Source organism: Mycoplana ramosa, from assembly GCF_041930185.1.
In the GTDB taxonomy this organism is placed as follows: Bacteria; Pseudomonadota; Alphaproteobacteria; order Rhizobiales; family Rhizobiaceae; genus Mycoplana; species Mycoplana ramosa.
On the sequence record NZ_JBHEEW010000005.1, the window covers coordinates 136,213 to 150,510 of the forward strand.

11 protein-coding genes and 1 tRNA gene are annotated in these 14,298 nt (G+C 66.9%); 8 read left to right on the plus strand and 4 right to left on the minus strand.

The window, feature by feature from the left end:
* Positions 1-20: 20 nt before the first annotated feature.
* Positions 21-287: a hypothetical protein gene (locus JNC62_RS08130; RefSeq protein ID WP_374837669.1), complete on the minus strand. Its 267-nt coding sequence runs from the start codon at positions 285-287 to the stop codon at positions 21-23.
* A gap of 384 nt (positions 288-671) precedes the next feature.
* Here JNC62_RS08130 and JNC62_RS08135 point away from each other — a divergent pair, with 384 nt between their 5' ends.
* The 3 genes from JNC62_RS08135 to JNC62_RS08145 all read left to right on the plus strand — a co-directional run bounded on the left by JNC62_RS08135 (position 672) and on the right by JNC62_RS08145 (position 4,136).
* Entirely contained in the window at positions 672-1,460 is a 789-nt protein-coding gene (locus JNC62_RS08135) for a FadR/GntR family transcriptional regulator (protein WP_374837671.1), read from the plus strand.
* Between the two features lie 60 nt (positions 1,461-1,520).
* A complete protein-coding gene (gene dgoD, locus JNC62_RS08140) occupies positions 1,521-2,669 on the plus strand; it encodes a galactonate dehydratase (protein ID WP_374837673.1) in 1,149 nt (382 codons plus the stop codon).
* Between the two features lie 228 nt (positions 2,670-2,897).
* Positions 2,898-4,136, plus strand: a complete 1,239-nt coding sequence (locus JNC62_RS08145; RefSeq protein ID WP_374837675.1) for an alpha/beta hydrolase — start codon at positions 2,898-2,900, stop codon at positions 4,134-4,136.
* A 46-nt stretch (positions 4,137-4,182) separates the two neighbouring features.
* Here the strand turns inward: JNC62_RS08145 and JNC62_RS08150 are convergent, their stop codons facing one another.
* Positions 4,183-4,560, minus strand: coding sequence for a hypothetical protein (locus tag JNC62_RS08150; RefSeq protein WP_374837677.1), 378 nt, complete (start codon positions 4,558-4,560; stop codon positions 4,183-4,185).
* 72 nt (positions 4,561-4,632) lie between these two features.
* Positions 4,633-4,707, minus strand: a tRNA-Val gene (locus JNC62_RS08155).
* A gap of 345 nt (positions 4,708-5,052) precedes the next feature.
* Between JNC62_RS08155 and JNC62_RS08160 the strand changes: the two genes are divergently transcribed.
* The 5 genes from JNC62_RS08160 to JNC62_RS08180 all read left to right on the plus strand — a co-directional run bounded on the left by JNC62_RS08160 (position 5,053) and on the right by JNC62_RS08180 (position 12,163).
* Entirely contained in the window at positions 5,053-6,201 is a 1,149-nt protein-coding gene (locus JNC62_RS08160; RefSeq protein ID WP_374837907.1) for an isovaleryl-CoA dehydrogenase, read from the plus strand.
* The gene (locus tag JNC62_RS08165; RefSeq protein WP_374837679.1) at positions 6,201-7,808 is read left to right on the plus strand and encodes a carboxyl transferase domain-containing protein; all 1,608 of its coding nucleotides are present in this window, start codon (positions 6,201-6,203) and stop codon (positions 7,806-7,808) included. Before JNC62_RS08160 ends, JNC62_RS08165 begins: the two co-directional genes overlap by 1 nt.
* A 35-nt stretch (positions 7,809-7,843) precedes the next feature.
* On the plus strand, positions 7,844-8,227 hold the full coding sequence (locus tag JNC62_RS08170) for a RidA family protein (protein WP_374837680.1): 384 nt from the start codon (positions 7,844-7,846) through the stop codon (positions 8,225-8,227).
* Between the two features lie 12 nt (positions 8,228-8,239).
* On the plus strand, positions 8,240-10,246 hold the full coding sequence (locus JNC62_RS08175; protein ID WP_374837682.1) for an acetyl/propionyl/methylcrotonyl-CoA carboxylase subunit alpha: 2,007 nt from the start codon (positions 8,240-8,242) through the stop codon (positions 10,244-10,246).
* 117 nt (positions 10,247-10,363) lie between these two features.
* Entirely contained in the window at positions 10,364-12,163 is a 1,800-nt protein-coding gene (locus tag JNC62_RS08180) for a B12-binding domain-containing radical SAM protein (protein ID WP_374837684.1), read from the plus strand.
* 56 nt (positions 12,164-12,219) lie between these two features.
* Here the strand turns inward: JNC62_RS08180 and pbpC are convergent, their stop codons facing one another.
* Complete coding sequence (pbpC, locus tag JNC62_RS08185) at positions 12,220-14,283, minus strand: penicillin-binding protein 1C (protein ID WP_374837909.1); 2,064 nt, start codon at positions 14,281-14,283, stop codon at positions 12,220-12,222.
* Positions 14,284-14,298: the final 15 nt, after the last annotated feature.

Here is a 14,298-nt window from a genome sequence, read left to right on the forward strand (position 1 = left end):
GCGTGACGCCAGACCAAACCTTATGACTCGACCAGGATCACCAGGGACTCCGGCACCACGCCGTCAAAGTCCATCGCCTCCGCAGCGGCCTTGCTCTCCATGGCTTTTGCGAGGGCGTCCATGTCCGGGACGTCCATGAGGATGGCCACGCGGGTTGGATCCCGCGGGTCAACGAATGTCCGAATGTCCTTTATGCCAAGCTGGCCAAAAAACGCGGTGCGCTTCGGTGATTTGAGCCAATGTTCCGCGCCCTTGGTGATGTTGTGGTGGGCAATAATCGTCGGCATTGCATCGTCCTCCAGTATCGTCGACGTTCTCAGTCGACCATGGGGGCTGAGAGCCTTTCGCGTTGACCACGGAACGCCCTGGCATCCGGGCTGTCAAGCATTTCCGCTGCGCAGCGGCGTTGGGATCGCAATGCCGGGCATGGCTTGTCGAAGATGGGGCGGCCCGCTTCCTCGATCGTCGCGGTGCCGTCGACGATGGTGCCGCGGTGGCAACTCGATCGGCGGATTTCCCACCGGGTCGGCAAAAGTCAAACGCGGTCGCTCACGGCAGAAGCTGGTGCATTCTTAATCGTCATACACATCGCATCTATTGTATGATGAATGAAATTGCGACAGGATGGTCCGGAGCGATCAAGTGGCGCGCTTTGCGCCGGCGAGGGCAGCGTGGACGCGAAGAGCACGCAACGAAAGAGCGAAACGGGTGGCGATGCGGCCCAACCGAGGCGGCCGCGCGTCCAGAAGGACATCACCGCCGCGATCGGCCTCGACATCTGTTCCGAGCGCTATCCCGTCGGCAGCGTGCTGCCCAAGGAAAACGATCTGTGCGACCGGTATGGCGTCAGCCGCACGGTGATCCGGGAATCGCTGAAGGCGCTCGCCGCCAGGGGCCTTGTCCATGGCCGTCCGCGCATCGGCACGATGGTGTGCGAGAAGGAGGAATGGAACATCCTCGATCCGCAGATCCTGGCATGGATGGGACCCCGCATCGAGGAGCTCGACCTGCTCGGCTGCATCCTCGAGACGCGCCGCACCGTCGAGCCGGTCGCGGCTGAATTCGCGGCCGAGCGCGCGACCGTTCAGGAGATCGCCGACCTGGAAAACGCCTGGAAGCGGATGCGTGATGCCGGCGCCGACACCGAGGCCTTCACCCGCGCCGACGTGCATTTCCACGAGCTCCTGCTGAAGGCCAGCCACAACCGGGTGTTCCGCCAACTCTCCTCCATCATCGATGCGGCGATGAAGTATGCGCTGCACTGCTCCAACAAGGCGGTCGACAAGCGCGACGAGGCGCTCGATATCCATCGCGAACTCGTCGAGGCGCTGCGCCTGCGCGACGGGGCGGCGGCCCGCGCTTGCTCCCACCGTATGCTCGACCTTGCCGCCCGCGATCTGGCGCCGGCGATGCGACAGCGCGGCCAGGCCGGCCGCACCCACCTAACCAAAAGCCCGTGAACTGGCGACCAAGCCGGCACCCCGATCATTCAAATCCTCCTTCCAACGGACCTCGCGACCATGAAGATCACCAAGCTCACCACCTATATCGTCCCGCCGCGCTGGCTGTTTCTGAAGGTCGAGACCGACGAGGGCGTCACCGGCTGGGGCGAGCCGGTGGTCGAGGGGAGGGCGCTGACGGTCGAGGCGGCCGTGCACGAGCTTGCCGACTATCTCGTCGGCAAGGACCCGATGCTGATCGAGGACCATTGGCAGGTGATGTATCGCGGCGGCTTCTATCGCGGCGGCGCGGTGCACATGAGTGCGCTCGCCGGCATCGACCAGGCGCTGTGGGACATCAAGGGCAAGGCCTACGGCCAGCCGGTCCACGCACTGCTCGGGGGGCAGTGCCGCGACCGCATCAAGGTCTATTCCTGGATCGGCGGCGACCGCCCCTCCGACGTCGCCAACAACGCCCGCGAGGTGGTCGCCCGCGGCTTCAAGGCGATCAAGCTCAACGGCTGCGAGGAGATGCAGATCGTCGACACCTGGGAAAAGGTGGAGAAGGCGGTCGAGACGATCGCCGCCATCCGCGAGGCGATCGGCCCGCACATCGGCATCGGCGTCGATTTCCACGGCCGCGTCCACAAGCCGATGGCCAAGGTGCTGGCGAAGGAGCTCGAACCTTTCAAGCTGATGTTCATCGAGGAGCCGGTGCTCTCCGAAAACCGCGAGGCGCTGAAGGAGATCGCCAACCATTGCTCGACGCCGATCGCACTCGGCGAGCGCCTCTATTCGCGCTGGGACTTCAAGTCGGTGCTCTCGGACGGCTATGTCGACATCATCCAGCCGGACCTGTCGCACGCCGGCGGCATCACCGAATGCCGCAAGATCGCGGCGATGGCCGAGGCCTACGACGTCGCGCTGGCGCCGCATTGCCCGCTCGGGCCGATCGCGCTCGCCGCCTGCCTGCAGATCGACGCCGTCTCCTACAACGCCTTCATCCAGGAACAGAGCCTCGGCATCCACTACAACCAGGGCAACGACATTCTCGACTACGTCGCCAACAAGGAGGTGTTCCACTATGCCGACGGCTTCGTCTCGATCCCGCAGGGGCCCGGCCTCGGCATCGAGGTGGACGAGGCCTACGTTGCCGAGCGCGCCAGGGAGGGCCATCGCTGGCGAAATCCGGTCTGGCGGCACCCCGATGGCAGCGTCGCCGAGTGGTGAGGACAAGCTGGCTGAGGCACTCGCGAGGGGAAGGGCGCTTGACTGGCCGCACCCGTCTCTGAAGCGCAGGCGATATGCGGGCTGTCTACTCCCGGCACTGCCATTGCCGCGATATCCGATTGCCTGCAAAGAGAACGCCGGTTAAATCAATGCAGCAGGAGCGGTGCCGCTCCGCCGGTGGAGTGGCCGGTCGGGGGGCATCATGGCGGCAACAGGGGGAGTGCCGGAATGCGTGGTGCCTGGCGGGTAGCAGTCGTCCTGTTTCTTTCGGTGGCTCTGGCGGCGTGCGGTGGCAAGAAGGGTTTCATGGTGCCGGTCGCCGAGACCGCTGCCGTGCCGGGCACCTCGACCGTCGAAATGCTGGTGGCGACCACGCGCACGCCCTCCGGCGATCCGAACACGCTTTTTTCCGGCGAACGCAGCGCGCGTCCCTACCTGACCGAGATCGCCGTCTCGATTCCGCCCGCCAGCAGGCGCAAGGTCGGCTCGGTCCAGTGGCCGAAGACGTCGCCGCCCGATCCGTCAAGGGATTTCGCGGTTCTGCGGGTGAAGCAGCTGCCGTCGATCGAAAGCGGCGAGAACTGGCTGCGCATGCACAACCGGAACGGCCATGTGATGGTGTTCGTGCATGGCTTCAACAACCGCTACGAGGACGCCGTCTTCCGCTTTGCCCAGATCGTGCACGATTCGAAGGCGGACGTGACTCCGATCCTGTTTACCTGGCCCTCGCGCGCCCGGGTGTTCGACTATAACTACGACAAGGAGAGCACCAACTACTCGCGCACCGGCCTGGAGCGGCTGCTGCACGTGCTCCAGAACAATAAGGACGTCACGGACATCACCATCCTCGCCCATTCGATGGGCACCTGGCTGGCGATGGAATCGCTGCGCCAGATGTCGATCCGCGACGGCCGGGTCGCGCCGAAGATCGAGAACGTCGTTCTCGCCTCGCCAGACATCGACATCGACGTGTTCGCGCGGCAGTGGTCGGAACTCGGCGGCAAGAAGCCGAATTTCACCATCTTCGTCTCGCAGGACGACAAGGCGCTCGCCCTGTCCCGCTTCATCTCGGGCGACATCCAGCGGCTCGGCCAGGTCAATCCGGCCGACGAGCCCTACCGCGCCCAGTTCGAAAAGGCCGGCATCACGGTCGTCGACCTGACCAAGGTGAAATCCGGCGATCGCCTGGCTCACGGCAAGTTCGCCGAGAGCCCGCAGATCGTCCAGTTGATCGGCGAGCGCCTCGTCAACGGCCAGACGCTGACGGATTCGGACGTCACGCTCGGTGAGGGCATCACCGCCGTGGTCGCCGGCACGGCGGGCGGCATCGGCAGGGTCGCGGCAACGACGGTTGCAACCCCCATCGATCTGCTGACGCTGACGCCGCAGCAGGAACGGCTCGGAGGCGGCCCCGATTCGGGCCTCATCTTCGACCAGGCGGACGAGCCCGCCTCACCGCCGCGGTGAGGCACTCCGGCTTGGCGGCGTTGGCCGAGCCGTCCTAAAAGAACGCTTAATCCGGCTTCGTTTGTCGTGCGGTCGATTGCGCGGTCAGGCGGCCGCGCGAGCGGGAGCGGTTGGCGTTCGCCAGCCGTTCGCGGGCTTCCTTCAGTTCGTCGGCCGAAAACAGCGCCTGGAATTCCGGCTGCAGCATCGTCGCCTCCATCGAAAGCTCCGGCCTGCCGAGATCGATCAATCGCTCGAGCCCCGTCGTGCCCGGTTTGAAGACCAGTTCCCTGGCCGCGGCGACGCCACCGTGCAAGATCACGTAGCGCCGGAACAGCACCGGCCGGAAGCCGAGGGTGGCGCAGGTATCGTAAAGGGCAAGCATCGACTGGTGGAAGCGCTGTTCGGGTCGTTCGCCGGCGTGGCCGGGCCTGACGGATCTCATGGCAGGCGCCTCGGATAAATGAGCAAAAACAAAGGGCTCAGCGGTTGCCCGCTAAGCCCTTTTAAATTCGAATGGTGGGCGTGACAGGGATTGAACCTGTGACCCCTACGATGTCAACGTAGTGCTCTCCCGCTGAGCTACACGCCCATCCGATGTGGGCGCATAGACCAAAAAAGCGGCACGGCGTCAATAGGCTTCATGCAGCTTTTTTCGTCTTCTTCCGGGCCTGCGGCGCAAGGCTCGGATTTGCGCCGGTTCGAGGCGCGTACGCCTGCGTGGATAAAATGGGGATCGCACTCGCCGCGAGAAAATGGCACCCTGTCGAAATGCTGGCGCCTGTGGAGGAGCGCCATCGGGCAGGACGGCAATCGGACGCGCGAATTCTCGGCGCGAACCGGCCGGGCGCCGCAGCGTGTTGCAATTCGGGCAGTTCTCTCGCCCAGAGGGCGAAGGCTGCCGCCGCGGGAGGACCTGACCATGTACACAGCCGGCATGAGCTTCGGGCTGGGCGAAGATATCGAGGCGCTGCGGGAGACCGTGCGCCGCTTCGCCACGGAGCGGATCGCACCGATCGCCGCCGACATCGACCGCAACAACGCCTTTCCGCCGTCGCTGTGGCGGCAGATGGGCGATCTCGGCCTGCTCGGCATCACCGCTGCGGAAGACTATGGCGGGGCGGCGATGGGCTATATCGCCCATTGCGTGGCGATGGAGGAGATCAGCCGCGCCTCGGCTTCGGTGGGCTTGAGCTACGGCGCCCACTCCAACCTCTGCGTCAACCAGATCATGCGGAACGGTACGGAGGCGCAGCGGGCCAGGTACCTGCCGAAGCTGATCGCCGGCGAGCATGTCGGCGCGCTCGCCATGTCGGAGCCCGGGGCCGGCTCCGACGTCGTGTCGATGAAGCTGCGGGCCGAGAAGAAGGGCGACCGCTACGTCTTGAACGGCAACAAGATGTGGATCACCAACGGCCCGGATGCCGACGTGCTGGTCGTCTATGCCAAGACCGATCCGGAGGCTGGCCCGCGCGGCATCACCGCCTTCCTGGTCGAGAAGGGCTTTGCCGGCTTCTCTACGGCGCAAAAACTCGACAAGCTTGGCATGCGCGGCTCCAACACCTGCGAGCTGCTGTTTGCCGACTGCGCGGTGCCGGCCGAGAACGTGCTGGGCGGCGAGGGCCGCGGCGTCAACGTGCTGATGTCCGGCCTCGACTACGAGCGGGTGGTCTTGTCCGGCGGGTCGCTCGGCATCATGGCCGCGTGCCTCGACGTGGTGGTTCCGTACGTGCACGAGCGACGCCAGTTCGAGCGTCCGATCGGCGAGTTCCAGCTGATGCAGGGCAAGGTGGCCGACATGTATGTCGCGCTCAATTCGGCGCGCGCCTATGTCTATGCGGTGGCCGCCGCCTGCGACCGCGGCGAGACCACCCGCAAGGATGCCGCCGGCTGCATCCTCTACGCCGCCGAACAGGCGACGCAAGCTGCGCTGCAGGCGATCCAGGCGCTCGGCGGCAACGGCTACATCAACGACTACCCGACCGGGCGACTGCTGCGCGACGCCAAGCTCTACGAGATCGGCGCCGGCACCTCGGAGATCCGCCGCATGCTGATTGGCCGCGAGATCTTCCAGGAGACCGCGTGATGGCGGTGCTGCGCACCAACATCGTCCCGCGCGGCGAGACCTTTTCAGCCAACCGCCAGGCGATGCTTTCAGCGATCGCCACCGCGCAAGTCGCGGCGGAGGTCGCCTTCGAAGGCGGCGGGGCGAAGGCGCGCGAGCGCCATCTCGGGCGCGGCAAGCTGCTGCCCCGCGACCGCGTGGCGCAACTCATCGATCCCGGCTCGCCCTTCCTGGAGATCGGGCTCGTCGCCGGCCACGGCCTCTATGACGGCGCCTCGCCGGGCGGCGGGCTGATCGCCGGCATCGGTCGCGTGGCCGGCCAGGAGTGCATGATCGTCTGCAACGACGCGACGGTGAAGGGCGGCACCTATTATCCGATCACGGTGAAGAAGCACCTGCGCGCCCAGGAGATCGCCGAACAAAATCGGCTGCCCTGCCTCTATCTCGTCGATTCCGGCGGCGCCAACCTGCCGAACCAGGACGAGGTGTTCCCCGATCGCGACCACTTCGGCCGCATCTTCTACAACCAGGCGCAGATGTCGGCGAAGGGCATCGCCCAGATCGCCGTCGTCATGGGCAGTTGCACCGCCGGCGGCGCCTATGTGCCGGCGATGAGCGACGAGACGGTGATCGTCCAGAACCAGGGCACGATCTTCCTCGCCGGTCCGCCATTGGTGAAGGCGGCCACCGGCGAGGTCGTCACGGCCGAGGACCTCGGCGGCGGCGACGTCCACACGAGGCTTTCCGGCGTCGCCGACCATCTCGCCCGCGACGACGCCCACGCGCTGGCGATCGCCCGGCGGATCGCCGCCGACCTCAACGCCCGCAAGCCGCCGCTGCCGCAAAAGGGCAACGGCGAGCCGCCGCTCTACGATCCGGAGGAAATTCTGGGCATCGTGCCCGCCGACACGAAGATCCCCTACGATGTGCGCGAGGTGATCGCCCGCATCGTCGACGGCTCGCGCTTCGACGAGTTCAAGGCGCGCTTCGGCACCACGCTCGTCTGCGGCTTTGCCGCCATCCACGGCCTGCCGGTCGGCATCCTCGCCAACAACGGCGTGCTGTTCTCGGAAGCGGCGCTGAAGGGAGCGCATTTCATCGAGCTGTGTACGCAGCGTTCGGTGCCGCTCATCTTCCTGCAGAACATCACCGGCTTCATGGTCGGGCGCAAATACGAGGCCGACGGCATTGCCAAGCACGGCGCCAAGCTGGTGACGGCGGTGGCGACGACGAACGTGCCGAAGATCACCATACTGATCGGCGGCTCCTACGGCGCCGGCAACTACGGCATGTGCGGGCGGGCCTATTCGCCGCGCTTCCTCTGGACCTGGCCGAACAGCCGCATCGCGGTGATGGGCGGCGAGCAGGCGGCCGGGGTGCTGGCAACGGTGCGGCGCGAGGGCATCGAGCGCAGCGGCAAGAGCTGGTCGGCGGAAGAGGAGGCGGAGTTCAAGCGGCCGACGATCGAGATGTTCGAGCGCCAGAGCCACCCGCTCTATGCTTCGGCGCGGCTCTGGGACGACGGCATCGTCGACCCACGCAAGAGCCGCGAGGTGCTCGGCCTGTCGCTCTCGGCCGCCCTCAACGCCCCGATCGAACCGAGCCGGTTCGGCCTGTTCCGCATGTAGTTCCTGAATCTGGATCCAACACCTGGAGGACGATCATGAAACGGGAGAATTTAAACGCCAAGAGCGCACCCGATCCGCATGGCGGCTATTCGCAGGCGGTCGTGCTCGAGCAGGTCAAGCGGCTGGTGCTGGTGAGCGGCCAGATCCCGATGGATTCGGACGACAAGGTGCCGGAGGGGTTCGAGGCGCAGGCGCGGCTGGTGTGGCGCAACATTGACGCGCAGCTCAAGGCGGCCGGAATGGACAAATCCAACCTCGTCAAGGTCACCATGTACCTGGCCGATCGGCAGTATGCGACGCAGAACCGGGAAATCCGCAGCGACTACCTCGGCGCCGTCGCCCCGGCGCTGACCGTGGTGATCTGCGGTATCTTCGACGACCGCTGGCTGCTGGAGGTCGAGGCGGTGGCTGCGCAGTAGCCGGGAGAGACGATGTTCAAGAAGATCCTGATCGCCAATCGCGGCGAAATCGCCTGCCGGATCATCCGCACCGCGCGCAGGCTCGGTGTGGCGACCGTCGCCGTCTATTCGGATGCGGACCGCCGCGCGCTGCACGTCGAACTGGCGGACGAGGCGTACCGGATCGGCCCCGCCGAGGCGGCGCGGAGTTATCTCGACATCCAGGCGATCCTCGCCGCCTGCAAGGCGAGCGGCGCGGAGGCCGTGCATCCGGGCTACGGCTTCCTGTCCGAGAACCCCGCCTTCGTCGAGACGGTCGAGGCCGCCGGGCTCGTCTTCATCGGGCCCTCGGCGACGGCGATCCGCGCCATGGGGCTGAAGGACGCCGCCAAGGCGTTGATGGAGGGGGCCGGCGTGCCGGTCGTGCCGGGCTATCACGGCGAGGAACAGGACGGGACGTTCCTCACGCGGCAGGCCGAGGCGATCGGCTATCCGGTGCTGATCAAGGCCCGCGCCGGCGGCGGCGGCAAGGGCATGCGCAAGGTCGAGCGGCCACGGGACTTTGCCGCGGCCCTTGCCAGTGCGGCGCGCGAGTCCGAGGCGTCGTTCGGCGACGGCCGCGTGCTGGTGGAAAAATACATGGCCAAGCCGCGCCACATCGAGGTGCAGGTGTTCGGCGACAACCACGGCAACGTTGTGCACCTGTTCGAGCGCGACTGCTCGGCGCAACGCCGCCACCAGAAGGTGATCGAGGAGGCGCCGGCCCCCGGCATGTCGGCGGAGATGCGCGCGGCGATGGGGGCGGCTGCGGTGCGCGCCGCCCAGGCGATCGGCTACAGCGGCGCCGGCACCGTCGAGTTCATCGCCGACGTCTCGGAGGGGCTGCGCGCCGACCGGTTCTTCTTCATGGAGATGAACACTCGCCTGCAGGTCGAACACCCGGTGACGGAGGCGATCACCGGCCTCGACCTCGTCGAATGGCAGTTGCGCGTCGCCGCCGGCGAGCCGCTGCCGAAGCGCCAGGAGGACCTCGCCATTGACGGCTGGGCCTTCGAGGCACGGATCTATGCCGAAAACCCGGCGCGCGACTTCCTGCCCGCCACCGGCCGGCTCGTGCGCTTCGATACGCCCGAGGGCGTTCGCGTCGATTCCGGCGTCCGCGCCGGCGACGAGATCACCGCCTTTTACGACCCGATGATCGCCAAGGTGATCGCCCATGGCCCGGATCGCACTGCGGCGCTTGGCCGGCTCGCGGCGGCGCTGGCGCAGTGCCGGATCGCCGGGGTGACCACCAACACCGGCTTCCTCGGCCGCCTCTGCCGGGAGCCGCATTTTGCGGCCGCCGACGTCGATACCGGCCTGATCGGCCGCGAGGCCGCGGCACTTCTGCCGAACCCGCCGGCCGGTCCGCGGGTGCTGGCGCTTGCGGCGATTGCCGCACTCGACCTGCTGGAGCCCGCCATCGACCCGGACCCCTGGAGCCGCCTGATCGGCTTCCGGCTGTGGGGGCAGGGCTGGCAAGTGGTCTTCGTCGAGCACGAAGGCGAAACGCTGGAGTTCCGGGTCGCGCCATCGGACCGGCGCCGCTTCGAGGTCGAAAGCGGCGGGAAGCGGCTCGGGCTTACGATCCTTCGCTCCGAGGGCGAGGGGACGGTGCTGGCCGACTTCGGCGACCGGGTCGTGGAGGCCGTCGTGGTCCGGGACGGGCGCGCCATCACGCTGTTTGCGGAGGGAGCGAGCCACCTGTTCCACACGGAAGAGACGGCCGGCCTGCACGGCGAGGAGGAGGCAGGCGGCGACGTCGTGGCCGCGCCGATGCCCGGGCTCGTCCGCCTCGTCGCCGTGGCCGCCGGTGCCGCCGTTACGAAGGGTGACCCGCTCGTGACCATGGAGGCGATGAAGATGGAACTGGTGCTGACCGCGCCGCGCGACGGCGTCGTCGAGGCCGTACCGGTCGCGCCGGGCGACCAGGTCAGCGAGGGCGCGGTGTTGTTGCGACTGGCGGCGGAGGAGCCGGAGCAGGCGGGTTTAGGGAATTGACCCGCTGGGTCGCAGCCCGTCACCTCGATGAGGCATCCTTGACAACCGGACGCGATGCACGTCTGGATGCGCCCAAGGGGCTCTGCTAGATTGGGTCACTGACGCGAAAGGGATAGCATGGCGCCTGTTTCGCAAGCCAAGGGGAGACGTTTCCAGCTCATCCTGATCAAGCCGTCCCACTATGACGACGATGGCTACGTGATCCGCTGGTGGCGGCCGATGATCCCTTCGAATTCACTGGCCGCCCTCTATGGGCTGGCCGCTGACTCCGCCGAGCGCAAGGTGCTCGGCCCGGACGTTGCCATCGATATAACGGCGATCGACGAGACGAATACCCGGATCGATTTCCCGGCCCTTCTGCGCCGGCTTGGGCGACACGCCAATTTCGGCATGGTGGCGCTTGTGGGGGTCCAGTCCAACCAGTATCCGCGTGCCCTCGATATTGCGCGTCCGTTCCGCGGGGCCGGCATCCCGGTTGCGATCGGTGGCTTTCACGTGTCGGGCTGCATTGCCATGCTCGAGGGCACGGCGGTGGACCTCGACTCCTGCCGCAAGATGGGCATCGCCATGTTCGCGGGCGAGGCGGAGGGTCGTCTTGACACGATCCTGCAGGATGCCGCCGGCGACAAGCTGGAGCCGGTCTACAACTTCATGGACGACCTGCCCGGCATTGGCGGCATGCCCGTTCCGTTCCTGCCGAAGGAAAATGTCGCCCGCACGCTTGGCCTCAGCACCAGCTTCGATGCCGGGCGCGGCTGTCCCTATCAATGTTCGTTCTGCACGATCATCAACGTGCAGGGGCGCAAGTCGCGCTTCCGCTCGGCCGATGACGTCGAGAAGCTCGTGCGGATGAACTGGGCGCAGGGCGTGCATAAATTCTTCATCACCGACGATAATTTCGCCCGCAACAAGGAATGGGAGGCGATCTTTGACCGCCTGATCGAACTGCGGGAGAGGGACCGAATCCCGCTCGGCCTGATGATCCAGGTCGATACGCTCTGCCACAAGATCCCGAACTTCATCGAAAAGGCAAAGCGTGCCGGCGTCACCCGCGTCTTCATCGGTCTCGAAAACGTCAACCCCGACAACCTCACCTCGGCAAAGAAAAACCAGAACAAGATCACCGAATACAGGAAAATGCTGCTTGCCTGGAAGGCGCAGGGCATCATCACGCTTGCAGGCTATATCCTCGGCTTTCCGGCCGATACGCCCGAGACCATCCGGCGCGACATCGCCATCATTCAACACGAACTGCCGATCGACGTCGTCGAGTTCTTCATCCTCACGCCATTGCCGGGTTCGGAGGATCACCAGAAGCTCTGGAAAAGCGGCGTGGAGATGCGGGCCGATCTCAACGTGTATGACGTCGAGCATGTGTGCACGGCGCATCCTAAGATGAGCCGGGAAGCGTGGGAGGGCATATATCGCGAGGCATGGCGGCTCTATTACTCGCCCGAGCACATGCAGACGCTGCTGCGCCGCGCGGCTGCGACAGGCGTGCCGATCGGAAGCCTCGTCAAGCTGCTCGTTTCCTTCGCGACGATGGTGCCGCTTGAAAACGTGCATCCGCTGCAGAGCGGACTTCTGCGCCTGAAGCACCCCTCCGAGCGGCGGCCAGGGCTGAAGCAGGTGCATCCGCTGATCTTCTGGCCGCAATTTGCATGGGAGACGCTGCGCAAGCATGTGGCGCTCGCAGGCACCATCATCCGATTGACGGCTGCCGCTTACCGGATCTCCCGCGATCCGGCTTCAAAGGTCTACATGGACCAGGCGCTGATGCCGGTCGGGGCGGACGACGAGGAAACGCACGATCTGTTCACCAAGACCGCCGGCGGCGCGGCAGCGGTGGCGCACGTAAGGAAGGTCGCGGCGCTCACCCACGCCGGTTCGGCCGGCAGTGCCGATCGCCATCCCTGATCCAGGACGTTTCCCGCAGAGGGCATCCACGGCGACGGAAGCTCACGCGCCCCCCGTTACTCCACGAACACCCGCACGCTCGCCGCCCGGCCAACCGCATCGATCACCGTCAGCGTCGAATAGCCGGCGCCGTCAGGCACCCATTCGGCGGTGCGGCGGCGAGAGCTTTCGGCCAGCATCCGGCCGTTGGCGAGCCAGCGGAACGGGGCGCGCCCGCCCTGCAGTTTGAGCGCCAGCGGCGTGATCGCGCTGCCGGATCTGGCACCCAGCTCCACATGGGCCCCTTCCGGCGGATAGACGATCTGCGGCGCCGGTTCGCGCGCGCTGGCCGAAACGAGGCCGCTGTCGGTGCGGCTGAAACGGCGAAGCCCGACCGGCAGCTCGGACTGGGCAATCCGGACCGCACCCGGCGGCGCCTTCGGCAGCGGCGTGATCGCGACGCCGGATTTGGAGAAGGCCTCGAACAGGATCGGCGCGGCCGACCCGTAGCCGGTCAGGCCGGGGACCGCGGCATTGTCGGCGCGGCCGACCCAGACGCCGAGCACGTGGCGGCCGTCATAGCCGACCGACCAGGCGTCCCGGTATCCGTAGCTGGTGCCGGTCTTGTAGGCGATGCCGAGCCTTCGGCTGCCGCGCGGCGGCAGGACGGCGGACAGCACGTCGGACACGTTCCAGGCCGCGACCGGATCGAGCAGGGGATCGCCGACCACAATCTGCGGCGCCGCTTCGACCCCGTCGCCGAGCCGCACGATGCTGCCCTGATTGGCCAGCGCGGCATAGAGCTGGACGAGGTCGCGCAGCTTGATGCCGGCGCCGCCGAGGCCGATCGCCAGCCCCGGTGCCTCGCCGGCCGGCAGCGCCAGCCGGACGTCGGCGCGACGCAGCCGCACCATCAGCCGGGTCGGGCCGACGGCGTCGAGCAGCCGCACCGCCGGCACGTTGAGGGAGAGCTGCAGCGCCTCGCGCACGCTGACGTCGCCCTGGTAGCTCATGTCGAAATTGCGCGGCCGGTAGCCGAAGAAATCGGCCGGCCGGTCCTCGACAATGGTCTCCTGCGCGACCAGCCCCTCCTCGAAGGCGAGCCCGTAGATGAAGGGTTTCAGCGCCGAGCCGGGCGAGCGCACCTGGCGTGTCATGTCGATCCAGCCGGAACGCGACGCGTCGAAATAGTCGGCCGAGCCGACCTCGCCGACGATCGCGCCGGTCCTGGCATCGGCCATCACCATGGCGACCGAGAGCTTTTCGCCGAGCCGGGCGGCCGCCTCGCGGGCGACCGTCTCCAGCGCCTGCTGGATGTCGCGCTTGATCGTCGTCTCGTGGCGCTGGCGCCCGGGGTCCTTGCGCATCGCAAGTTCGGAGAGGTGCGGGGCCAGCGTCGGAAGCTGCAGCCGGCGGCCGGGAACGCCTTCCGCCGAGGCCCGCTCCGCCTCGCCCTCGCCGATGATGGTGGACACGGCCAGCCGCGCCAGCACGCGCGACCGCGCCGCCTCTGCCTCCTTCGGGAAGCGATCCGGTCGGCGGCGCTCGGGCAGTTGCGGCAAGGCGACGAGGAGCGCTGATTCGGCGACCGAAAGTCGCCTCGGCTCCTTGCCGAAATAGGCAAGGCTCGCCGCCCGCACGCCTTCCAGATTACCGCCATAGGGAGCGTGAGTGAGATAGAGGTCGAGGATTTCGGCCTTGGTGAGCCGCCGCTCGATCTGGACCGCGCGGGCGATCTGCCTGATCTTGGCGAGCACCGACCGGTTTTCCCGTGGCTCGATCAGTCGGGCCACCTGCATCGACAGCGTCGAGGCGCCGGAGACGATCCGGCCGTTGCCGACGAACTGGCCGGCGGCTCGCAACAGCGCCAACGGATCGACGCCCTTGTGCTCGTAGAAACGCTGGTCCTCATAGGCGATCAGCATGCGGACGAACTGCGGATCGACGTCCCCTGCCGTCGTCTGCAGCCGCCAGAGGCCTTCGGAGGTGGCAAAGGCGCGCAGCAGCCGCCCGTCCGCGTCGACCACCTCGCGGGACACCTCCTTCGCCTTCTCGATCGGCGGCGGATAGGCCCGGTCGGCCCAGTCAAGGCCGTGCAGGAGCACGGTGCAGAGAACCGCACCACCCACCAGGGCAAACAGGCCATTGCGCAGCCG

Coding starts and splice junctions, on each gene's coding strand:
- JNC62_RS08130 (WP_374837669.1), bottom strand. CDS start 287: ATGCCGACGATTATTGCCCACCACAACATCACCAAGGGCGCGGAACAT.
- dgoD (WP_374837673.1), top strand. CDS start 1,521: ATGAAGATCACCAAGCTCACCACCTATATCGTCCCGCCGCGCTGGCTG.
- JNC62_RS08145 (WP_374837675.1), top strand. CDS start 2,898: ATGCGTGGTGCCTGGCGGGTAGCAGTCGTCCTGTTTCTTTCGGTGGCT.
- JNC62_RS08150 (WP_374837677.1), bottom strand. CDS start 4,560: ATGAGATCCGTCAGGCCCGGCCACGCCGGCGAACGACCCGAACAGCGC.
- JNC62_RS08160 (WP_374837907.1), top strand. CDS start 5,053: ATGAGCTTCGGGCTGGGCGAAGATATCGAGGCGCTGCGGGAGACCGTG.
- JNC62_RS08165 (WP_374837679.1), top strand. CDS start 6,201: ATGGCGGTGCTGCGCACCAACATCGTCCCGCGCGGCGAGACCTTTTCA.
- JNC62_RS08170 (WP_374837680.1), top strand. CDS start 7,844: ATGAAACGGGAGAATTTAAACGCCAAGAGCGCACCCGATCCGCATGGC.
- JNC62_RS08175 (WP_374837682.1), top strand. CDS start 8,240: ATGTTCAAGAAGATCCTGATCGCCAATCGCGGCGAAATCGCCTGCCGG.
- JNC62_RS08180 (WP_374837684.1), top strand. CDS start 10,364: ATGGCGCCTGTTTCGCAAGCCAAGGGGAGACGTTTCCAGCTCATCCTG.